Below are 20,275 nucleotides of genomic sequence, written 5' to 3'. Positions count from 1 at the left end.
AATGGCTTGGGCAAGACCACCACCGTACGGCTCATGCTCGGTCTGGCGCGCGGCGGCCGGAGCAGGGCTCCACGGGCGGCCGCTGGTCGACTGGCGGCGGGAATTGGCTGACGGGCAGGGCGAGTTGACAGGGTCCTGGAGCGTATAGGTCTCCAGGAGACGGCGGGCCGACGCATCGGCGCGCTCCAGGCATGGCGCAGCGCGCCGGGATCGCAGAGGCGTTGCTCGGGGAACCCATCGGTGCTGCTGCTCGACGAGCCCGCCAACAGCCCGGCCCCGCACGCCATTCTGTGGCTGCGGGCCCTGCTGCGGCAGCTGACCGGCGAGGAGCGGGCCGCCCTGCGCGTCCGGACGACGAGACCGATCCGTTCGTGCGCGCGCTCATCGGCAGCTCCCTGGCGCCCGCGACCGAGCTCGCCATGTCGCGGGCGCCACGGCGGGCTCGCCGCGCTCTACAACGCGGCACCTTGACGCGCGGGAGCTCTGCGCTCTCGTCTCGCCTCAGCCCGGCTCGCCTGCCCAGCGGCGGCAGTTGCGCACCAGACAGGTCAGCAGGGCGGGCGGGGACTCGCGGCGCCAGGCCACCGCGAGACGGAACGGATCCGCGTCCGTCAGTGGCACCCATGCGAGCCGAGGATGGGTGAAGTACCCGGCGGTGGACGCCGGAGCGATCCAGATGCCCCGGCCCGCCGCCACCAGTTGCAGACACTCCTCGGGCGTGTGCGCCGGCGCCCCGTACACGACGGGCGAGCCGTCGGGGCGCGGGTCGACATACCAGAACCGCACCACGTCCGGCGGCATGACCGGGTGAGGGCCCACCACAGGCTCTTGGGCGAGGTCGGCCAGCGTGACGGCGTCCCGGTCCGCCAGGCGGTGGTCCGGCGGCAGTGCGACGACGCGGCCCTCGGCCAGGACCTCCGCCGCCGCGAACCGGTCGTCGCCCGCGGGCAGCCACAGCAGCGCCGCGTCGGCCCGGCCGTCCGCCAGCGCGTCGAGTTCGTCGGCGAGCGTGGACACCGACATCACATCGACCTCGATCCCGGGCGCCTCCTTCTCCAGCGCCGCCACCACATTCGGCATGAAGTGCGCGGTGCTCTGCGCCTTGAAGGCGATACGCAGCCGCCCGCTGCGCCCCTCGCCGACCAGCCGGGCCTCGCTCACCATGGCTCGTGCCGCCGCCAGCAGCGCGGGCCCACGCTGGACCACTTCGTGCCCGGCCGGAGAAGGCACCACCCCTTGCGCGGTGCGCAGCAACAGCGTGGTCCCGACCACCTTCTCCAACTGCTGGATCTGCCCGCTCACAGCCTGCTGGGTGAGGTGCATCCGCGCCGCCGCCTTGGTGATGCTGCCTTCCTCCGCGACGGTCAGCAGGGCGTGCACGAGTCTCAGGTTCAGATCCACCGCGGCAGTGTCTCGTTGTCGGGGTCCTCTCGCATCGGATGGCCACGGGTTCACCTGCTGTGGGCGCACGCACGCACCAGTGGACCGGCCACAACGATCGCCTGTGGACCGGCCAGCAAACTCCTGTTACCTGCGTCACATTCGCGCGGTGCAGAATCGGAGCGATCTCCCTCATCGCCGAATCCCTCGGCGCGCCTCGACGGCCCGCGCCTCCGGCCCGTCGACAGGCCCCGCCCTCAAGGAGTACGACATGGCCACCGCCACCCCCATCGCCCACACCCTCGAAGGCAAGGCCGTCTTCGTCGGTGGCGCATCGCGCAATCTCGGCGCACTGATCAGCCGCACCCTCGCGGACGCGGGGGCCCGCGTCGCCGTCCACTACAACAGCTACTCCTCCGCGAAACAGGCCCAGCAGGTCGTCGACGACATCACCGCGGCCGGTGGCGAGGCGTTCGCGTTGCAGGGCGACCTGACCCAACCCGAGCAGGTCGAGCGCGTCTTCGACGAGGCCGTGGACCGGTTCGGCTCCCTGTACGCGAGCGTCAACACGGCCGGGACGGTCATCAAGAAGCCGCTGTCACAGGTCACTTCGGAGGAGTACGACCGCATGTTCGCGGTCAACTCCAAAGCCGCGTTCCTCGTGATGAAGGAGGCCGCCAAGCGCACCGAGGACGGCGGCAAGATCCTCACCGTCGTCACCTCACTGCTGGCCGCCTACACCGGCCTCTACTCCGTCTACGCGGGCAGCAAGGCGCCGGTCGAGGACTTCACCCGCGCCCTGTCCAAGGAACTGTTCGGCCGGAACATCTCCGTGAACACCATCGCCCCCGGCCCCATGGACACCCCCTTCTTCTACCCGGCCGAAACCGACGAGTCCGTGACCTACCTGAAGTCCCAGTCGATGAACGGCGACCTCACCAAGATCGAGCAGATCGCGCCATGGGTGAAGTTCCTCCTCACCGACGGCTGGTGGGCCAACGGCCAGGTGTTCTTCGTCAACGGTGGCTTCACCACCCGGTGACATCCCGCGGCTGACCGGACGGGTGGCCTGTGCGCAGTCGGCGGCTCGCAGGCCACCGCTTGCCCCGCGGTTCCGTCGCCTCAGGTGGCGGGGCCGTTCTGTGTCTGCTGTCGCTCGCTTCTGTGTCTGCTGTCGCTCGCTGACACAGGAGTGGAGGCCGATCGTGCGGACCGATTGTCCCGTCGTCCGTGCTCATCGAGCCATCAACCGGTCCAATTCGCGCGCCTTCTGGCGCAGGGCGGCCGCCCACTGTTCTTGACCGGGATCCGGGGCCCGGACGTCCCTGAGCTCGTCGCGCGCAGCGAGGTCGGTCGGCTTCCAGGCCACCGCGATGCCAGCCCTCTCCGCCAGGACCAGCACCGTGGCGACGAACCCTTCAGACAGAGCGATCACGACGGCGTGGCTGGTTCTGCGGTGCCAGGCCAGCAGGGCGTCCACGAACCCCTTGAAAACGGTGGGATCGATCTGGCATTCGTCGGCCTCCATCGGCCCGATGCCGGACGGCAGAGCCAATTCGGCTTCGTAGAGGGCTACTTGGCCCGAGAACAGCCGAGAGACGCCGTTGGACGGGTTCCACAGGGTCTGGTCGCCCATGTCGTAGTACTGGCTCACCGGGATATCTTTCTGCAGGTCACAGGGAGAGGGTAGTCGGCCGGGCGGTAGTCACTCGCGGTACAGGCGTCGGCACCCTGCCAGCCAGGACGCGGTACGTTCCACGTATCAGGTTGTCGTCACCCGGTAGCGGCATTTCTCGCCCACCGTGTCGATGAATCGGCCCCCGTTCGTCTCGATCACGCGCCGGGAGGCGACGTTCGTCGCGTCGACGGTCAGGAGGGCTTCTGCGATGCCGAGCGAGCGGGCGATGGGCAAGGCCGCGGCGAGCATCGCGGTCGCGTGCCCTTGGCGGCGCGCGCTGGGCCGAACGTCGTAGCCGATGTGTCCGCCGACCTTCTCCAGGGCCGGTGTCAGCCGATGGCGGATGGCCAGTCTGCCGAGCATCTGGTCGCCCTCGACCCACCACAACGTAGTCATCGGCACGAACCATTCGGCCCGCCCGGCTGCTTCGTCCTGTTCGCCGAGCAGGCGCGTCACGTAGGCGGTGAAGGCCGTGGCGTCCGTCAGGGCAGGCGGGTCAACATCGTTGACGAACCAGGGAGTTGGATAGTCGCGATCTGCGCGGAACTCGGCTACCGCTGCCAGGAACGACGTCCGCAGGTCGGGGGTCGGATCTATCAGCTCAGGCATCTCGCCATGATGCATGTCGGCCTTGCCGTGGGCCCAGCCGTGAGCCACCTTCGTCGCCCGTCAGGCCGCGGCATGGCCCCGAGATCGGTCACGGTGTTCGGTCGGGCGGATGCCGAGGGTGCGCTTGAAGGCGGCGCTGAGCGCGTAGGAGCTGGAGTAGCCGACCTGGCGCGCCACGGCGGCGACGGTGGCGTCGCTGCTCGCCAGCAGGTCGGCGGCCTGGCAGACGCGCCACTCGGCGAGGTAGGTCATCGGCGGGCTGCCGACGAGGTGGCTGAAGCGCTGGGCGAAGGCGGCCCGTGAGATCCCGCTCCGCGCCGCCAACTGTGCGACGGTCCACGGGTGTGCGGGGTCGTCGTGCAGGGACCGGAGAGCCTGGCCGACCACCGGATCGGTCTGCGCCCGGTACCACGCGGGGGCATCGGTGGTGGGCAGCTTGAACCATTCGCGCAGGCTGGACACGAGGAGCAGGTCGAGCAGGCGGTCGAGGATGACGTCCCGTCCGGGGGTGTCTCCGGGGACCTCCGCGGAGATCATGCCCAGGATGGGGCAGCCTTCGGGGAGCGCGGGGATGCGGGCGAGGCGGGGCAGCGCGTCGAGTACGCGGCGCCCGATCTGACCGTCCACCTCGTAGGTGACCTTGAGGAGCACGGCGGAATCGCCGGAGAGACCGCCGGGGCGGCACACCGGCAGCCCACCGGCGAGCGTCTGACCGTCGGGTGCGGCGCAGGCACCCGACGGGTTCACCACGGCCTGGGGCGCTGTGGCCGGGTCGTCGGCGACGGTGAAGGGGGCAGGACCGCGGACGAGCGCGACGTCCCCGGTGTGCAGCAGTGCGGCGGGCCCGTCGTCGGGGGACGCCCATGCCTCGCCGCTGAGCATGGTCAGCAGGGTCAACGACGTCTCCTCGGCGAACCGTAGCGACCACGGTGGGCTGAGAACCGTTTGGTCGAACAGTGCACCGGTGGGGCGGATGTCACGCAGCAGGCTCGAAAGGGCGTCTCCCATGCCGGACAGCGTAGACGCACGCGCATCGATCGCAGACACACGATTATCGCCCGTCCAACCGATCACCGGTTGGCTGGCCGATGTGTCTACTTCACTCACCACTTCACCCACCACTCCGCCGATGCCAACACCTGTCCGCCGCCCCTGGGTTGGCCTGGTCGTACTCCTCCTGCCCACGCTCCTGATGACGGTCGACCTGGGAGTCCTGTGGCTGGCGACGCCCGAACTGGCGGCCGACCTCGGTCCGTCCAGCACACAACTGCTGTGGATCAACGACGTGTACGGCTTCGCCGTCGCCTCCCTGCTGGTCCTGGCGGGAAACCTCGGCGACCGCTTCGGACACCGCAGGCTCCTGATGTCCGGCATCGCCGTCTTCATGCTCGCTTCGGTGATGGCCGCCTATGCGCCAGGACCGGAGGTGCTGATCGCGGCCCGGGCGATCCTCGGTGCGGCCGGAGCGGCCGTGCTCCCGGCCACTCTGTCGCTGATCAGCCAGATGTTCACCGATCCGGCCGGGCGGGCGCGGGCCATCGCGCTGTGGGTGACGGCCCTGTCGAGCGGCATCGCCATCGGCCCCGTGGTCAGCGGCATCCTGCTCGAGCACTTCTGGTGGGGCTCGGTGTTCCTGATCGCCGTTCCGTTCACGGCCCTTGCTCTGGTCGCCGCACCGGCCCTCGTACCCCGGCAGGTGAATCCCGGGGCCCGGTCGCTCGACTGGGTCGGCGCTCCCCTGCTCCTGCTTGCCGTACTGCCGCTGGTCTACGCGATCAAGAGCCTGGGCGAGTACGGGCCCGTGCCGGAGACGTTCGCGGCGCTGGTCGCGGGGCTCGTCTTCGGTGCGCTGTTCCTCCGACGCCAACGGCGCGTCGCCGCACCCCTGTTGGACGTACGGCTCTTCTCCAACCGCACGTTCACCGCCGCCCTGGTGCTGATGTTCTTCGGCCTTGCCGCGATGAACGGCGTGGAGTATCTGACGCCGCAGTACCTCCAGGTCGTCGCCGGGACATCGCCCCTTCAGGCAGGCCTGCTCATGGTGTTTCCTGCCGTCGGTCTCGCCGTGGGCGCACAGCTCACCCCCGTACTGACGCGACGGATCCGCCTCTCCCACGTGATCGCCGCGGGAGCCGCCCTCGCGACAGCGGCCTTCGCCGTGATGTCCGTGCTCCCGTCCGACGCCTCCGGAGCGGTTCCGGCCGTCGGCGCGGCAACCGCCATGATGCTGGGGCTGGCCCCGATCACCGTTCTCGGCACCGGCATTGCCGCCGCGGCGGCCCCGCCGGGCAAGAACGGTCAGGCGACCTCGGTCGGGCAGACGGCGTACGAACTCGGCCTCGCCTTCGGTATCGCCGCCACCGGCAGCGTGGTGGCCGCGGTGTACCGACGCCAGGTGAACGCCGACGCCCCCGCGGACGCTCCCACCGGGGTGGTGTCGCAGGCGGCCGACAACCTCGGTGGCGGCCTCTCCACAGCCGAGCGCCTTCCCGGAGAGCTGGGCCGGGCGATGGCCTCGGCCGTCCGCGACGCGCTCACCTCCGGGCTGCACGCCGCCGCGCTCATCAGCGGCGCGCTGTCCGCCGCGCTGATCGTGTTCGTACTCCTGCTGCTACGACGAGTCGCCCCCACCGGCGCCCCGCGGCCCCCGGCCCCGAAGACGGCCCTGCAGGAGCCGACAGCCCACGAGGCGGTCGGACACGAGTCCGTACAGCCACGTCTATGACGAAGAGCTGGCCGGTATCCGCGTCCTTCTCTTCTGCCCGGCCCGAGGAGAATCGGCACCGTGCACGGCGAAATGGGGAGGTGGGCGTGCCAGCGTACGACTTCATCGTGGTGGGTGCGGGCACAGCCGGTTGTGTGCTGGCCAACAGGTTGTCCGCGGGTGAGAACACACATGTCCTGCTGATCGAGGCCGGCGGCTCGGAGCCGTTGCCCGCGCAGAGCGTGCCTTCCCTGTGGCCGACCCTGCTGGAATCCCCGGCGAACTGGGGCGAGTTCACCGTCGAGCAGGCGGCCACCGGGACCACCCCGCTCCTTCCTCGCGGGCGCGGTCTGGGCGGCTCCTCAGCCATCAACGCCATGGTCTTCGCCCGGGGGCACCGCTCCTGCTACGACCGATGGGCACGAGAGGGAGCCAAGGGGTGGGGCTTCGACGATCTGCTGCCCTACTTCAAGCGCAGCGAGCACGCCGAGGGCCGGGACCCGGCGCTGCGCGGCATCGGCGGTCCGCTGACAGTCGCGCCCGCCGCCCCCGCGCACCCGGTGATCGAGGCATGCCTGGAGGCGGCCGCGCAGACGGGATACGCCCGGGCCGCCGACATCAGCGGCGGTCTTGAGGAGGGGTTCGGCCTCACCGACTTGAACATCGTCGACGGCAGGCGGCAGAGCGCCGCGGACGCCTATCTCAGGCCGGTCCTCGACCGCCCCAACCTGACCGTCGTGACCGGCGCCCTGGTGCACCGGCTGCACGTCGCCGAGGGGCGCTGCACCGGTGTGGAGTACCGCGTCGGCACCGAATCGGTGACCGCACCGTGCGCGGGCGAGGTCGTTCTGACCGCCGGTGCCATCGGTTCCGCACAGCTGCTGCTCCTGTCCGGGGTCGGTCCTCGCGCGCACCTGAGGGACGTCGGCGTCGAGACCGTCCTCGACCTGCCCGGTGTGGGCGCGCATCTCCAGGACCATCCGATCGCCAGTGTCGTGTTCAGACCGACTCGCCCCCTCCCCGTACGGGAGAGCAGCAACCACGGCGAAGCCATCGGTCTCCTGCGCAGCGACCCCGCCCTTGACGAGCCGGATCTGCAGGTCATCTTCGTCGACATCCCGCTCCATCTGCCTTCAGTCGAGGGACCCGAGGACGGTTACACCATCGGTGTCTCCCTGATGCGACCGCGCAGCCACGGCACAGTACGCCTCGCGACGGCCGCGCCGGGTGTGTCACCGCTGCTCGACCCCGGCTTCTACGCCGATGACCGCGACCTCGAGGCGGTCGTCGCCGGTGTACGACTCGCCCGGGAGATCGGCGCGGCGCAGGCTCTCGCCGCGTGGCGCGGCGAGGAGGCGCTCCCCGGGCCCGGCACGGACGACGACGGGGCCGTACGCGCGTATCTGCGTCGGACCCTGGCCTCGTACTGCCACCCGGTGGGCACCTGCCGGTTGGGAGAGGACGACCTCTCCGTCGTCGGACCCGACCTCCGTGTCCACGGGATCGCCGGGCTCAGGGTCGCGGACGGCTCCGTCTTCCCGTCGATCCCGTCGGCGAACACCAACGCCACTGTGTACGCCGTGGCCGAACGTGCCGCGGAGCTGCTGCGCACCGACCTCTAGAGGCCTCTGGCGGGACGCGGGGACTCTTCGAAGGAGGAGAACGACATGGCCGTACTGTCCACCCGCCTCACCGAGGAGTTCGCCGTCCCGTTCCCGTTCGTCTGTGCCGGGATGGCCTTCGCGGGCGGCACCGCGGAACTGGCGACGGCCGTCTGCGAAGCGGGTGGCATCGGTGCGGTGGGTGCCGGGCTGATGCGCCCGGATGAGCTCCGGCAGATCATCCACGAGATCCGCAAGCGCGTGGGAAGTGCTCCGTTCCACGCCAACCTGATCACCTACTTCGACAACTCCGAGCTCGTACGCGTCTGTGTCGAGGAGCGGGTCCCGATCGTCTCCTTCCACTGGGGCCACCCGCCTGCCGACCAGCTCGGCCGGCTGCGCGATGCCGGGATCTCGGTGTGGGAACAGGTCGGTTCCGCCGACGCCGCGCGGCGTGCCGTCGACGACGGTGTGGAGGTCGTGGTCGCCCAGGGCTGGGAGGCGGGCGGGCACAACTACGGTGGGCTGCCCACCATGGTCGCGGTGCCCGCCGTCGTGGACGCCGTGGGAGATCGCGCGCTCGTCCTCGCCGCCGGCGGGATCACCGATGGACGCCAGGTCGCCGCGGCCCTGTGCCTGGGTGCTGCCGGTGTGTGGGTGGGCACCCGGCTGGTCGCCTCGCACGAGGCGCAGGTACACCCCGAACACCACCGTCGGCTGATCGTCGCACGGGGCGAGGACACCGTGCTCAGCGGGATCTTCGGCCCGGAGTGGCCCGAGTTCAATCCGATGCGGGTACAGCGCGACCGTGTGGTGTCCCAGTGGAACGAGAGGCAGCCCGAGGTACCGACCGTCCGTGACGGCCTCGAACCGGTCGGCACCACGGTCTTCCAGGGCGAGAAGACGGTGCTGCGCAAGTTCAACGTGCTGCCGCCCGTGCCCGCGACCGAGGCCGACTGGGAAGAGATGCCCTGGCTCATGGGACAGGGCGTCGGCCTCGTCCACGACATCCGGCCCGCCGGGGACATCGTCCGGGAGGTGATGGGCCAGGCCGAACGCATCCTGACGATGCGACGGCAGCGGTGAGCACCGTCCCGTTGTGGAAGAACGTGAACTTCCCACCATCAAGGCCCACGTGGCGAAGACGGCGCAGGCGGACGGCATGACGTGGATACGGTCAGCCGGCGTCCGGAGCGTCGATGATGTTGCCGTCCTTGTCCAGCGTGTGGGTGCGCCAGTACACGTCCCATGTGTCATCCACCTGCTGCGGCACCTTGCCCTCCGGGTACCGCGTGAATCCCGTCGGGGGCTGTTCTCCGTTCGCGACACAGGCGGATCCGGTGTCGCCCACCGTCATGACCGGGTACTCGCCGTCCGAGCAGATGTCCTCCCGGTACTCAAAGGCGGAGCATCCGGTGAGTGCCACGACCGCGGCCACGCCGACGAGAGCAGCGGCTGCCGCACGAGCGCCACCGGCCCTGCGAGTGGCGGTGGGCCGACACGGCCTGTGGGTTGAAGGCACGGCTCTCTCCTGTCGCCGGTCGAAAGGTCTGCCCCCTACTGTCGCCGCTACCTGCCTCCGAGGCCTGAGTACGCACACTCAAAAAGCGCCGGGAGCGTACCCATCCGCGCGCGGCCGGATGGTCGGCGTCATGTCCTGTGTGCCGATGAGGGACAGCAGCTCGAGGCGGGCCGCGCCATCCGTGCCAGGCGGGGCGGTGAGCCAGAGCAGCCACCTGCGGACGGCGACGTCCCGGGTGTCCCACAAGGCGCTGAACTCGGCGCTGCGGCGGCGCAGTTAGGCCACCATCCGGATGACACCGGGGTCACGCCCGCGGCGGGCGGCGACGGCCCGCAGATCGGCGACGAAGACCTCGGAGTGGTGCGGGTGGTCCTCGGGCGGATAGATCATGCGCGAGGCGGGGTCGGTGAACCAGCGGTACACGAACCCGGCCGTACGGCCGCGCGCCGCTGGAGGCGGCCCGAACAGGGCGGTGGCCAACTCGTTCTGTGCCAAGGTCTCGTGCAGGTCCGTGATGACCAGGGCGGGTGTGGTGGCGAGCCGGTCCAGGAGGCCGAGCAGACCGGGCTGTACGTGGGCCATCGGGCCGTGCGCTGCGGGTGGGACGCGCCGGTCGGCGAGGTGGAACAGATGGTCGCGCTCGTCACTGCTCAGCCGCAGCGCGCGGGCGAGCGCGGCCAGGGTCTGCTCGGAGGGCTGGACGCCGCGGCCCGGTGGGCAGGCCCACGTCGCACGGCCGGATGCGGGCGCGCCGGGACGTGAGGAAGGCGGCGAGTTCGGGAAGGTCCACGCCGCCCGTCCTGAACCGTGCGGCGCCGTCCGAGCCAGGGGCCCGCAACCCCAGGGTGGACACAGCCCTGGCTCACCGTGCGGCACCCGCCGACCGTGGCCCACGTAAGCAGTCCTTCCGAGTCCTGCGTCAAGGAGCCCGTCATGCCCTTCGCGAATTTCAAGGTCCCCTCCGGGACCTTGACCACCGAGCAGATGGAACGGATCGTCACCGCCACCACCGAGCTGTACGTCGACCTCTACGGCGAACGCGCCCGTGCCACCACCATGGTCCTGGTCGAGGAGGTCCCGGACGGCGGTTGGGGCATCGGCGGCGAGGTCCTCACCCTCGCCAAGCTCCAGCGGACGTCCGGTGGTTGACGCCCCCTGGCAGAGCGGCGAGCAGCCTCGCGGCCGGCCTTGCCGCGCCCGTGACCGGTTCGCACGGCTCGGCTCCCGCGGAGTCGAGGCCAAATCCCCTCTGATCGCTACTTCTTGCGAGGATCCCGGCCCGCCCGAAGTCGCGAACAAGCCCTTCCGCGGGCACGGCGCATGGACCGACGGGCGGCCGGGCACCGATGCCCGCGTGTCCCTCACAGACGACGTACATCGCTTCACCGCCCTGTCGGCGCGGCTGACAGGCTTCGAGGAATCGGACCTGGAGGCCACCGGTCTTACCGAGGTGTACCGGGCAGTCGCCGCGGAACGGCTCGGCGCGGCGCGGTTCGCACGGCTGCTGTTCGAGCTGGGGGAACCGGACGACGTCATGGATGGCGAGCTGCGGGAAGCAGCCCGGACGGTGACGTACCTCTGGTACACGGGAAGCTGGCCGGGCCCGCCGCCGATCGTGGTGTCCCCGCGCGCCTATGCAGAGGGCCTCGTCTGGAAGGCGGCCGGTCTCAAGGCTCCCGCCACGGAGCCTGGGAGCTATGGGAGTTGGGGCGAGGCGGGCGACCGGCCCGGGGTGGGCGACGGAACGGGGGAGAGCCGCCCGTGATGCGGTACGACGTGATCGTCGTGGGCGCCGGTGTCGCGGGCTCCCTCGTCGCGCACCGGCTCGGCCTGCACGGTCGGCGGGTCCTGGTCCTGGAGGCGGGCGCGGCGGGCTCCGGAGACCACGTGCCGTCCGCCGATCCGCTCACCACCTATCTGACGGCCGCCGCCAAGGTACCCGGCTCTCCTTACCGGGCCCACCCGGCAGCCCCCTGGCCCGAGGTGACGGACCTCTCCGGCACGGACGGGACCCCTGGCTTCCGGGCGGCCGGCCACCTGCGGCAGGACGGCCCGCTCCCGTACGCCAGCGGATACGTCCGTGTCAACGGCGGCACCGGCAACGTCTGGACCGGCCTCGCGCCGCGCATGCTCCCGGAGGACTTCGACACCGAGTCCTTCGGGTACGGGCGGCGATGGCCCCTCACCTACGCCGACCTCGAGCGCCACTACCGGGCGGCCGAGGAGGAGTTGGGGGTGGCCGCCGATGCCGACGAACAGCGCGAGCACGTCGGCCTGCCCTTCCCCGACGATTACGTGTTCCCCATGCGAGCCCTGCCCCCTTCGCGCGTGGACCGTCTCCTCGCGGCCCGCCTCGACGGACAGCGCGTCAAGGACCCCGTCTCCCTGGGCGAGGTCGAGCTGAGAGTGGTCGGCACCCCGCACGCGCGCAACGGCGTTCCGGACGCCCGCTACGACGGCGGCCGAGGCTACGTGCCGCGCGGGCGGGACGGGCGGCCCGCCCCGGACAGCCGGTGCGTGGGCAACGCGAGCTGCGTCCCGCACTGCCCCTCGTACGCGAAGTACACGCCGCTCAAGACCCAGGGGCGCTGGAGTGCGACCGTCACGCTCCGGGACCGGGCCGTGGTGAGCCGTGTGCTCGTCGACGGGCGGGGGCACGCCACGGGAGTGGAGTACCTCTCGTACGACGGGGCGGTGTCCGTCGCGCATGCCGATGTCGTCGTGCTCGCCGCGCACGCCGTGGAGAACGCCCGGCTGCTGCTCCTGTCCCGGCTCGCCGAGCGCAGTGGTCAGGTCGGCCGCAATCTGATGGACCATCCGGTCCTGCTGACCTGGGGCCTGTTGCCCGAGGACGCCGGGCCTTACCGGGGCCCCGGCTCGGTCTCCGGCCTCGAAGGCTTCCGCACCGGCGCGGCGCGCCGCCTTCGGGCGCCGTTCCGCGTCGAGCTCGGGGCGTGGGGCTGGACCTGGGCGAAGGGGTCCGTCGACGCGGACGTGGCCCACTTCCTCACCGAACGGGGCCTGTTCGGCACGGAGTTACGGCAGGCGGTCGGAGACCGGATCCGCCGCCAGTTCGCCCTCCAGTTCGAGATGGAACAGGGTGCCACCCTCGCGAACCGGGTCACCCTCCACCCGCACGAGCGCGACCCGCTGGGCCTGCCCCGCCCCCTCGTCACGTACGACCTGGACGAGCACGTGAAGGAGGGGATGGCGGCGGCCCGAGCGGTCTCCGACCAGATCTTCGCGCTGCTCGACGCCGAGGACCACACGGACTACACGCCCGTCGCGGCCTGGCCCGGCCGCTTCGAGCATCGCGGCCGTACATACGGCTACCGCGGCGCGGGCCATGCCGCCGGAACCCACATCATGGGCGATTCCCCGGCCACGTCGGTGGTGGACCCGTGGCAGCGCTGCTGGGACCACCCCGGCCTGTACGCGGTCGGCTGCGGCAGCATGCCCTCGGTGGCCACCTCCAACCCGACGCTGACGATGGCCGCGCTCGCCCTGCGCAGCGCGGAGCACGTCGAGGCGGACCTGGCGGCCCGCGACCGCCCGGCCTCCCTCGCCCCGCCCCCGGCATCCCCCGCACCCCATGAGCCGTCACCGACCCCAGGAGCCCCGGCATGACCGCCGCCCTGCCGCCCGTGCCCGAACCCTTCCGACTCCCCTTCCATTACGGTGCGTTGCACCAGGTCGGCATCGACTGGCTGGTCGACCCGGGCCCGGTCCGCGAACTGCTCGCCAAGCACCATCCGGCTCTGACCGCGGCCGCCTTCGATGAAGGACGGGCGCTGGTCTCGCTCAACTACCAGCTGTACTTCGCGCAGTACGCGTTCGGCGGTGGCGTCACCCAGGAGATCGAATTCAACGTCATCGCGTTCCCGACCGGCGAGGGCGACCGCCTGCCGCAACTCACCTACGCCCAGTACGCACAGGGCTGGGACCAGACGAAACTGCTCGGCATCGCCCGCATCCACGTCGTGTGCGACAACCCGTTCGCCATCAGGGCCGGGCAAGAGCTCTACGCGGAACCCAAGCACCCCGGCTGGTTCGAGGTCGATCTGCCGTCCCTCAACGGACCTGCGGGCGAGACCTGGACCGTACGGTGCAAGGCGGCCACGATCGGCCCGAACGACACCCTGGAACGGGGCCCGGACCCGCTGCTCGACGTGACGGTGGAACTGGCCGGCCTCACCGCCGTCGCCGCCAACTCCGCCCCGATCACCGGCTACGGCACCGACCGCGAGGGACGCCTGCTCGCCGGCCCCATGAACGTCTACCAGCCCTACCACTGGTACGACCTGGCCGCCCCCGAACACTCGGACCGCACCCGCCTTGCGGTCCACACACCGGGCGACGGTCTCGGCCACGACATCCGCGCCCTCCTCGAAGAGAGAGCACCGGCCGCCGGCGTCTGGACACACCAGTCCCCCCCAGTGGCCGCCCACAACCGCCCGTACTACGTCCCGACGCCGCCGCGCCCCTGACCGCCGGGCCCGATGGCAGCGTCACGGGCCGTCGGCGTAACGGTCGTGCAGGAGGCGGCAGAGCCGGAACTGGCCCTTCCCTGTCGCCGACACGCTCCAACCCCGATCGCCGTCGGCAGGCGCCGTGGCCTTACGCCCCGACGATCACAGGCCCCCCACATGACCAGCCAGAACGTCCCACGTTCCTTCATCCACGTCGTCGACAGCCCGAAATCGCCGGACCGACCGGCCCGGATCGCCCGCGGCTGAGGCGCATTCTGGATCTGGGCTGCGGCTGAGGATTCCTCTCCCGCCTCCTGGCCGACCACTTCCCCGAGTGCCGAACCATCGACGCCGTCAACATCAGCCCTCACCAGCTGAGTTACTGCGCCGGGCGATCGCCTCGCCTGCCGACGGCCTCAAGGGTCGTACGAACGCCGCAGCACCCCTGTGAGCGGGGCACTGCGGCGCGGCACCATCAGTCAGGTCGAATCAGTCAGGTCGATCGCGTCAGTACTCGATCAAGCCGGTGCTGACATTCACGTTCTCGAACTGGACGTAGAACTGCTTCCCGGGCTGCGCGGGAGAGGAGATGGTCTTCCACTCGCCCCTCTTCGCCACCTTCCACCCATTGCAGGCGCTCGGGGTGCAGACCCTGACAGTGCGGGTGTAGTTGGTCTTTATCTTGATGGCGGTGCAGCCTGAGCTGACAACCGCCCACGTTCCCGTGTAAGGCCAGTGCGCGTTGCTGGAGCCGCTGCCCGGCTGGGACTCGTACGACTGCGTGTAGCAGGACAGCGGAGCGGCTTCAGAGGTATGCGCGCTCGCGGCCTGGGTGGGCACGATCGTCGCGGCGAGAGCGGCCGCGGTACCAGCCACTGCCACGGCGATCCGCTTGGTGGTAACCATGAGTCCCCCAATGTGGTCGACATGCACGCCGTCCCCGCCGGTCCACGGGTCGACTGACGTGCACATGAAGAATCTTGCTGACCAGGCAGAAACTAACGGGCTCTCCCCCACCGACGCGTCACCCGGGCGCTGTAGACCCAGCGCGGTAGTTGTAGGTGCCTTGTAAACCACAGAGGTAGCCACGGAGAACTTTTCGGCGTCCCGCGTCGGGTCGCAGGGCGGCGAAGTCACGTACTGGTCCCCTCATGTGTCCGAGCCTGGATGAAGCCGCACAGCGATGGACCAGCAGCGAACTTCGCCGCATCTGTTTGGGCGGGCTCTAAGGAGGTCCGCCGGGAGGGCGGTTCCTTCTTCGGCCTGGCATCGCGCTGGACGTAACCGCGCCGGGGAGTGTGGTCAGCTCTTTTCCTCGTCGGCGATCGCGGTGACCACCGCGATGACTTGGGCGCGCAGTCGGGCGGGGTCGTCGTCGTGACCCAAGGCGGCGATCTTCTCGGTGACGGAGGGACTGGTGGTCGGACCGACGACGGTCTGGAGCTTGCCGGCCAGGGCGTGAATGGAGTCGTCGGAGATGCTCTCCAGGGCCTTGCCGAGCGCCTGCGTGTCCTGGCCGGTGACGTAGAGGTCGAGTTGGGTGGTCTGCGACGGCACGATGGCGGCCGCATGGACCTCCCAGTACGGTCCGATCACGGTGGTGCTGCCGGTGAGCTTGAAGGTGCCATCGCCGGGGTAGGGAACGCCGCTGCTCTCGCCCCTGCCGGACCCTTCGACGCCGCCGGTCGTCTTCGCGTCCAGGATCACCTGGCTGTCGAAGGTGACGGTGAACTGGAGCGGGTCGAGGGTTATCCACCGAGTGCCGCCGCGGTACCAGGCGCCGCCCCAGTAGTACCAGGGGTCCGCCACCTCCGCGAACGCGTACAGCGTCGTCCCGTCGGTCCTGAGCCCGAACGTGAGCACGCATGGGCCAGTGCCTTCGCTCGCTCCTGTGGCGGAGGTGAGCTCTGCGCTCGATGGCGTGAACGACGGCTCGGTCTCCCCGCACCCGGGGCCCTTGACCCGATCACTTCCTTGCCCGGCGAACCCGGCACTCTGGCCGGATCCAGGATTGTCTGCCTGTCCCAGCCCGCCGAGGCCCGGCCCCTCTCCGAGAGGGATCTTGACAGTGATCCCAGGGCAGGGTTGGGGCTCGAAGCTGGTCGGGACCTGGCACGCGAGTGCGCCATCGGGTGGGCCAGTCTGCAGGGATGCAGACGCCTGGAAACGCAGTTCTCCATCGACGTACGCCCCAGCGACGCGCCCCCACCCCCGAAGTGCCGTCCTCCTCCGGACCGCAGGCAGCCGGGAGGAGCACGCCAGGAGCTGTTCTGTCGACCTTGGCCTGCCCGGCGGTCACGCCCCGATGAAGCTGACTGTTTCTCTCATGTCTGCCCGCCCGGTACGCAGCCATGGCACACCTTCTTTCTCGAACCCCACCGAGACGCCGCAGAACAGCACGAGCCCGTCATCGGCTCCGACTGTCCGGCCGACCGTCTTGTGGTACTTGGTCCACATGACCTGGGGGCAGCTGTGCAGCCCTTCCGCCCTCAGCAGCAGCATGACCGTCTGCAAGTACATGCCCGCGTCGCCCCACTGTCCGGGCCCCATGGCCCGGTCGAGGTAGCAGAACAGGACCACCGGCGCCCCGAACGCCTCCGAGTTCAGGGCGGCGATCTTCTGGGGCCTGTCGGGGTCGTCGCGCTCGATGCCCAGCGCTTCGTACCGCTGGGCGGCCGCGGCGGAAAAGCGGTCCAGGTACGGCGAGGTCAGTTCGGCCGGGTACATCGGATACTCCCGGTCATCACCCGGGTCGCCCGCCCGCGCCCTGGCCGTCGCACACCCCTTCAGTCGGGCCAAGGGCTCGCCGGTCACCACGTACACACGCCAGGGCTGGAGGTTCCCGCTCGACGGAGCCCGCGTCGCCGCGGTCAGCACTCGTTCGAGTATCTCCTTGGGGACCGGCTCATCACTGAACGCCCGCACAGCCCGGCGACTGTCCACGGCCTCGTACACATCCACGCCTTCGCGTCCTCTCACTCGACCGAGCCCCTCCACCGTATTCAGCGGTCGGCGCCGAGCATCGCCACGGTGCGGCCGGTGCATCGAGGAACCCGTCATGGACAAGGTCCGCGCCCCGCGCGTGGGTTCGGGCCCGCCATGGCGGTCGCCGGACAGCGTCAGCGCGGACCGTTCCTCCAGCAGCACCAAGATCGGAACCTATCTGCGCCGCCGGGGAATCAGTACGCCTCCGCTCAAGCGGCGGGGAAGGGTTCTTACGAGCCCGTGACGAAGCCCCGCCGAGCGCCGGGACCTGGACTCGGCGGGCCTAGCCTGGCCCGCATGCGCGTACTTGTCACCGGCGGAGCCGGGTTCATCGGATCGCACATCGTCGAGGTCCTCGTGGACCGTGGGCACGAAGTCGTGGTGCTCGACGCCCTGTTGGCCTCGGCGCACGCCCGGCCACCGCAGCCGCCCGCCGGGCAGGAGTGGATCGTCGCGGACGTCCGGGACCGGGACGCGGTCGCAGTCGCCCTGCGCGGGGTGGACGCGGTCTGCCACCAGGCGGCGATGGTCGGCCTCGGCAAGGACTTCGCTGACGCGCCCGCGTACGTCGGCTGCAACGACCTCGGCACGGCAGTGCTGCTGGCCGCGATGGCCGAGGCCGGGACGCGGCACCTGACGCTCGCCGGGTCGATGGTGGTGTACGGGGAAGGGCGCTACGAATGCGCCCGGCACGGGGTCGTACGGCCGGGCCCGCGGACCGTGGCCGACCTCGATGCCGGACGGTTCGAACCCCTGTGTCCCGTGTGCGGAGCGGAGTTGCGGCCCGGTCTGGTGAGCGAGGACGCCCCCGCCGATCCCCGCAACGTCTACGCCACGACCAAGCTCGCACAGGAGCATCTGGCTGCGTCGTGGGCGCGGGACACCGAGGGCAGCGCGGTGTCGCTCCGCTACCACAACGTGTACGGACCCGGCATGCCACGCGACACCCCTTACGCGGGGGTGGCCTCGCTCTTCCGCTCCGCGCTCGAACGGGGCGAGGCACCGCGCGTCTTCGAAGACGGCGGCCAGCGCCGGGACTTCGTCCACGTACGGGATGTGGCCGACGCCAACACGGTCGCCCTGGAGGCGGTCCGTGAACGAGCCGCGGGGACGTTCACGGCGTACAACACCGGCAGCGGCGAACCGCACACCATCGCGGAGATGGCGCGGGAGCTCGCGGGGGCGTTCGGCGGACCGGAACCGGTCGTGACCGGGGAGTACCGGCTGGGTGACGTACGGCATGTCACCGCGGACTCGGGGCGGCTGCGGGCGGAACTGGGGTGGCGGCCCGGGGTGGGGTTCGCGGAGGGCATGGCCGAGTTCGCCAAGGCGCCGCTGCGGGGGTGATCCCGCACTCGTTCATGTTCCTGCTGCGAGGGGGATCCCCGCACCCGCCCATGTCCCCGCTTCCCGCTCCCCGCTCTGAAGGGCTGCCCCCACCCCTCCTCAGGACCGCGCCACCGGCAGCGTGACCTCGAAGCAGCAGCCGCCGTCCACGTTGCGGACGGCGGCCCAGCCCTGGTGTGCCTCGACGATGCCGCGCACGATCGCGAGGCCGAGGCCCGCGCCTCCCGGCGGGGTGCGTGCGTGGCTGCCGCGCCAGCCGGTGTCGAAGACACGGCTCAGGTCTTCCTCCGGGATTCCGCCGCAGCCGTCGGTCACGGACAGGACCACGCCCTCCGGTGAGCGCTGCGCGGCCACGGCGACGGTGCCGTCGGCCGGGGTACGGCGGATCGCGTTGATCAGCAGGTTGCCCAGGACACGGCTCATCTCCTTGCTGTCGACCTCGACGGGGACCGCCTCCACCCCGTCGCCGACGAGACGTACGCCGTGTTCTCGGGCGAGCGGGTCGGCACCCGCGAGGGCGTCGCCGACCAGGTCGTACACGGAGATGCGGGACGGGGACAGGGCGAGCGCTCCGGCATGGATGCGGGAGAGTTCGAAGAGGTCCCCGACCATGGAGTTGAGGCGCTCGACCTCGGTGCGGATCTGCCGCAGGTAGCGGTCCGGCTCGGTGGCCATGCCGTCCTCGAGCGCCTCGGACATGGCACGCAGACCGGCGAGCGGGGTGCGCAGGTCGTGGGAGATCCAGGCGACCAGTTCACGGCGTGAGCTCTCCAGGGCCTGCTCGCGCTCGCGGGACTCGGCGAGTTTGGCGCTGGTGGCCTCCAACTCCCGGGTGAGCTCCGCGAATTCCGCGCTGCCGGGTTCGGGCGGGGCGGCGAAGCTGCCGCCGTCGCCGAAGGTCCGGGCCGCCAGGGCGAGGGCCTTGCTGCGGGCGACCACCCAGCGGCCGAGGAGCAGCGCGGTGGCGAGCGACACCACGGCGGCCATGGCGACGACGATGGTGACCACGGTCAGGTCGTGCGGGGACAGGAACATCTCCCAGGCCACGGAGAGCGTCCCCGCGAGCATGGCGAGGATCGCGACCGCCGCGACGACGGTCAGCGCCACCACCAGGGAGCGGTGCCGCAGCAGGCGCAGGGCCAGCGCGCCGAGGAGCCCGGCGGCCGCGGCCCCCAGGAAGGCGAACAGGGCGATGAGGAGGATGTCCTGCACGGGGGTCAGCCTTCGGCTCGCGACGGTCGGGGGTGGCTCGCGAGAGGGGCGTCCGCCGCTTCGAAGCGGTAGCCCACACCCCATACGGTCTGGATCAGCCGGGGCCTGGCCGGATCGTCCTCGACCTTGCCGCGCAGCCGGCGGATGTGGACCGTGACGGTCGACAGGTCGCCGAACTCCCAGCCCCACACCTCGCGCATCAGCTCCTCGCGGCCGAACGCCCGGCCGGGGTTCCGCAGGAAGAAGGCGAGCAGGTCGAACTCACGTACCGTCAGGGCCAGTTCCCTGCCGTCCTTGGCGGCGCGCCGGGCCACCTCGTCCACGCTGACGCCCGCGGCCCGCAGCGGTGCGGCGGGGCCACGGGACGCCGACGCCCGGCTGCGCCGCAGCACCGATCCGACGCGCAGGACCAGCTCGCGAGGGCTGAACGGCTTGGTGACGTAGTCGTCGGCCCCTATCTCGAGACCGAGGATCCGGTCGTCCTCGTCACCGCGGGCCGTGAGCATGATGACCGGCACCGGCCGCTCGGCACGCAGACGGCGGCACACCTCCAGGCCGTCCATGCCGGGCAGCATCAGATCGAGGACGACCAGATCGGGCCGGCGGGCCGTCGCGCACGCCAGGGCCGAGGGGCCGTCCTCGGCGCGGTCGACGACATGACCTGCGCGTTCGAGGTAGCCCTCGACGACTTCGGCGACGGTCGGGTCGTCGTCCACGACGAGCACCCGGAAGGCTCCGGGACCGTGTTCCTGCGGTGGTGGCTGCATA

At 70.8% G+C, this 20,275-nt stretch carries 19 protein-coding genes and 1 pseudogene; 9 read left to right on the top strand and 11 right to left on the bottom strand.

What is annotated here, in order from left to right:
- Nucleotides 1-501: 501 nt before the first annotated feature.
- Nucleotides 502-1,401: a LysR family transcriptional regulator gene (locus ACFWZ2_RS13305; RefSeq protein WP_384545187.1), complete on the bottom strand. Its 900-nt coding sequence runs from the start codon at nucleotides 1,399-1,401 to the stop codon at nucleotides 502-504.
- A 250-nt stretch (nucleotides 1,402-1,651) separates the two neighbouring features.
- Between ACFWZ2_RS13305 and ACFWZ2_RS13300 the strand changes: the two genes are divergently transcribed.
- The gene (locus ACFWZ2_RS13300; RefSeq protein ID WP_384545186.1) at nucleotides 1,652-2,422 is read left to right on the top strand and encodes an SDR family oxidoreductase; all 771 of its coding nucleotides are present in this window, start codon (nucleotides 1,652-1,654) and stop codon (nucleotides 2,420-2,422) included.
- Nucleotides 2,423-2,614: 192 nt separating this feature from the next.
- Here the strand turns inward: ACFWZ2_RS13300 and ACFWZ2_RS13295 are convergent, their stop codons facing one another.
- From ACFWZ2_RS13295 to ACFWZ2_RS13285, 3 genes are all read right to left on the bottom strand, one after another.
- Nucleotides 2,615-3,034 (bottom strand): DUF6086 family protein, encoded by a 420-nt coding sequence (locus ACFWZ2_RS13295; RefSeq protein WP_384545185.1) that lies wholly within the window; start codon nucleotides 3,032-3,034, stop codon nucleotides 2,615-2,617.
- 108 nt (nucleotides 3,035-3,142) lie between these two features.
- Nucleotides 3,143-3,667: a GNAT family N-acetyltransferase gene (locus ACFWZ2_RS13290; protein ID WP_384545184.1), complete on the bottom strand. Its 525-nt coding sequence runs from the start codon at nucleotides 3,665-3,667 to the stop codon at nucleotides 3,143-3,145.
- 60 nt (nucleotides 3,668-3,727) lie between these two features.
- Nucleotides 3,728-4,675, bottom strand: a complete 948-nt coding sequence (locus tag ACFWZ2_RS13285) for an AraC family transcriptional regulator (RefSeq protein WP_384545183.1) — start codon at nucleotides 4,673-4,675, stop codon at nucleotides 3,728-3,730.
- Nucleotides 4,676-4,796: 121 nt separating this feature from the next.
- Here ACFWZ2_RS13285 and ACFWZ2_RS13280 point away from each other — a divergent pair, with 121 nt between their 5' ends.
- The 3 genes from ACFWZ2_RS13280 (at nucleotide 4,797) to ACFWZ2_RS13270 (ending at nucleotide 9,058) form a co-directional block, all read left to right on the top strand.
- Nucleotides 4,797-6,392 (top strand): MFS transporter, encoded by a 1,596-nt coding sequence (locus ACFWZ2_RS13280; protein WP_384545182.1) that lies wholly within the window; start codon nucleotides 4,797-4,799, stop codon nucleotides 6,390-6,392.
- An 86-nt stretch (nucleotides 6,393-6,478) separates the two neighbouring features.
- The gene (locus ACFWZ2_RS13275; protein ID WP_384545181.1) at nucleotides 6,479-7,993 is read left to right on the top strand and encodes a GMC family oxidoreductase; all 1,515 of its coding nucleotides are present in this window, start codon (nucleotides 6,479-6,481) and stop codon (nucleotides 7,991-7,993) included.
- Between the two features lie 45 nt (nucleotides 7,994-8,038).
- On the top strand, nucleotides 8,039-9,058 hold the full coding sequence (locus ACFWZ2_RS13270; protein ID WP_384545180.1) for an NAD(P)H-dependent flavin oxidoreductase: 1,020 nt from the start codon (nucleotides 8,039-8,041) through the stop codon (nucleotides 9,056-9,058).
- A gap of 91 nt (nucleotides 9,059-9,149) precedes the next feature.
- Here ACFWZ2_RS13270 and ACFWZ2_RS13265 read toward each other — a convergent pair whose 3' ends face one another.
- Together ACFWZ2_RS13265 and ACFWZ2_RS13260 are read right to left on the bottom strand one after the other, a co-directional pair.
- Nucleotides 9,150-9,494 (bottom strand): SCO0607 family lipoprotein, encoded by a 345-nt coding sequence (locus ACFWZ2_RS13265; RefSeq protein ID WP_384545179.1) that lies wholly within the window; start codon nucleotides 9,492-9,494, stop codon nucleotides 9,150-9,152.
- Between the two features lie 78 nt (nucleotides 9,495-9,572).
- Nucleotides 9,573-10,284: pseudogene (locus ACFWZ2_RS13260) on the bottom strand (transcriptional regulator).
- Nucleotides 10,285-10,427: 143 nt separating this feature from the next.
- Between ACFWZ2_RS13260 and ACFWZ2_RS13255 the strand changes: the two are divergent.
- The 4 genes from ACFWZ2_RS13255 (at nucleotide 10,428) to ACFWZ2_RS13240 (ending at nucleotide 13,981) form a co-directional block, all read left to right on the top strand.
- The gene (locus ACFWZ2_RS13255) at nucleotides 10,428-10,643 is read left to right on the top strand and encodes a tautomerase family protein (protein ID WP_384545178.1); all 216 of its coding nucleotides are present in this window, start codon (nucleotides 10,428-10,430) and stop codon (nucleotides 10,641-10,643) included.
- Between the two features lie 205 nt (nucleotides 10,644-10,848).
- Nucleotides 10,849-11,259: a hypothetical protein gene (locus ACFWZ2_RS13250; protein ID WP_384545177.1), complete on the top strand. Its 411-nt coding sequence runs from the start codon at nucleotides 10,849-10,851 to the stop codon at nucleotides 11,257-11,259.
- Complete coding sequence (locus tag ACFWZ2_RS13245) at nucleotides 11,259-13,121, top strand: GMC oxidoreductase (RefSeq protein ID WP_384545176.1); 1,863 nt, start codon at nucleotides 11,259-11,261, stop codon at nucleotides 13,119-13,121. Before ACFWZ2_RS13250 ends, ACFWZ2_RS13245 begins: the two co-directional genes overlap by 1 nt.
- Nucleotides 13,118-13,981, top strand: a complete 864-nt coding sequence (locus ACFWZ2_RS13240) for a hypothetical protein (protein ID WP_384545175.1) — start codon at nucleotides 13,118-13,120, stop codon at nucleotides 13,979-13,981. The genes ACFWZ2_RS13245 and ACFWZ2_RS13240 overlap by 4 nt, the downstream gene beginning before the upstream one ends.
- Before the next feature lie 489 nt (nucleotides 13,982-14,470).
- Here ACFWZ2_RS13240 and ACFWZ2_RS13235 read toward each other — a convergent pair whose 3' ends face one another.
- From ACFWZ2_RS13235 to ACFWZ2_RS13225, 3 genes are all read right to left on the bottom strand, one after another.
- Entirely contained in the window at nucleotides 14,471-14,869 is a 399-nt protein-coding gene (locus tag ACFWZ2_RS13235) for a hypothetical protein (protein ID WP_384545174.1), read from the bottom strand.
- 396 nt (nucleotides 14,870-15,265) lie between these two features.
- The gene (locus ACFWZ2_RS13230; protein WP_384545173.1) at nucleotides 15,266-15,826 is read right to left on the bottom strand and encodes a hypothetical protein; all 561 of its coding nucleotides are present in this window, start codon (nucleotides 15,824-15,826) and stop codon (nucleotides 15,266-15,268) included.
- A gap of 432 nt (nucleotides 15,827-16,258) precedes the next feature.
- A complete protein-coding gene (locus ACFWZ2_RS13225; RefSeq protein ID WP_384545172.1) occupies nucleotides 16,259-16,924 on the bottom strand; it encodes a nitroreductase in 666 nt (221 codons plus the stop codon).
- Between the two features lie 321 nt (nucleotides 16,925-17,245).
- Between ACFWZ2_RS13225 and ACFWZ2_RS13220 the strand changes: the two genes are divergently transcribed.
- Complete coding sequence (locus ACFWZ2_RS13220) at nucleotides 17,246-18,295, top strand: NAD-dependent epimerase/dehydratase family protein (RefSeq protein WP_384545171.1); 1,050 nt, start codon at nucleotides 17,246-17,248, stop codon at nucleotides 18,293-18,295.
- Nucleotides 18,296-18,394: 99 nt separating this feature from the next.
- Here the strand turns inward: ACFWZ2_RS13220 and ACFWZ2_RS13215 are convergent, their stop codons facing one another.
- On the bottom strand, nucleotides 18,395-19,507 hold the full coding sequence (locus tag ACFWZ2_RS13215) for a sensor histidine kinase (RefSeq protein WP_384545170.1): 1,113 nt from the start codon (nucleotides 19,505-19,507) through the stop codon (nucleotides 18,395-18,397).
- 5 nt (nucleotides 19,508-19,512) lie between these two features.
- Nucleotides 19,513-20,274, bottom strand: a complete 762-nt coding sequence (locus ACFWZ2_RS13210; protein WP_384545169.1) for a response regulator transcription factor — start codon at nucleotides 20,272-20,274, stop codon at nucleotides 19,513-19,515.
- Between the last annotated feature and the right edge of the window lies 1 nt (nucleotide 20,275).

This window comes from Streptomyces sp. NPDC059002 (assembly GCF_042740435.1).
Taxonomy (GTDB): domain Bacteria; phylum Actinomycetota; class Actinomycetes; order Streptomycetales; family Streptomycetaceae; genus Streptomyces.
Note: the sequence above shows the minus strand (reverse complement) of the source record. Positions and strands in the feature narration are given on the sequence as shown.

Coding starts and splice junctions, on each gene's coding strand:
- ACFWZ2_RS13300 (WP_384545186.1), top strand. CDS start 1,652: ATGGCCACCGCCACCCCCATCGCCCACACCCTCGAAGGCAAGGCCGTC.
- ACFWZ2_RS13290 (WP_384545184.1), bottom strand. CDS start 3,667: ATGCCTGAGCTGATAGATCCGACCCCCGACCTGCGGACGTCGTTCCTG.
- ACFWZ2_RS13285 (WP_384545183.1), bottom strand. CDS start 4,675: ATGGGAGACGCCCTTTCGAGCCTGCTGCGTGACATCCGCCCCACCGGT.
- ACFWZ2_RS13280 (WP_384545182.1), top strand. CDS start 4,797: ATGCCAACACCTGTCCGCCGCCCCTGGGTTGGCCTGGTCGTACTCCTC.
- ACFWZ2_RS13270 (WP_384545180.1), top strand. CDS start 8,039: ATGGCCGTACTGTCCACCCGCCTCACCGAGGAGTTCGCCGTCCCGTTC.
- ACFWZ2_RS13255 (WP_384545178.1), top strand. CDS start 10,428: ATGCCCTTCGCGAATTTCAAGGTCCCCTCCGGGACCTTGACCACCGAG.
- ACFWZ2_RS13245 (WP_384545176.1), top strand. CDS start 11,259: ATGCGGTACGACGTGATCGTCGTGGGCGCCGGTGTCGCGGGCTCCCTC.
- ACFWZ2_RS13240 (WP_384545175.1), top strand. CDS start 13,118: ATGACCGCCGCCCTGCCGCCCGTGCCCGAACCCTTCCGACTCCCCTTC.
- ACFWZ2_RS13235 (WP_384545174.1), bottom strand. CDS start 14,869: ATGGTTACCACCAAGCGGATCGCCGTGGCAGTGGCTGGTACCGCGGCC.
- ACFWZ2_RS13220 (WP_384545171.1), top strand. CDS start 17,246: ATGCGCGTACTTGTCACCGGCGGAGCCGGGTTCATCGGATCGCACATC.
- ACFWZ2_RS13210 (WP_384545169.1), bottom strand. CDS start 20,274: ATGCAGCCACCACCGCAGGAACACGGTCCCGGAGCCTTCCGGGTGCTC.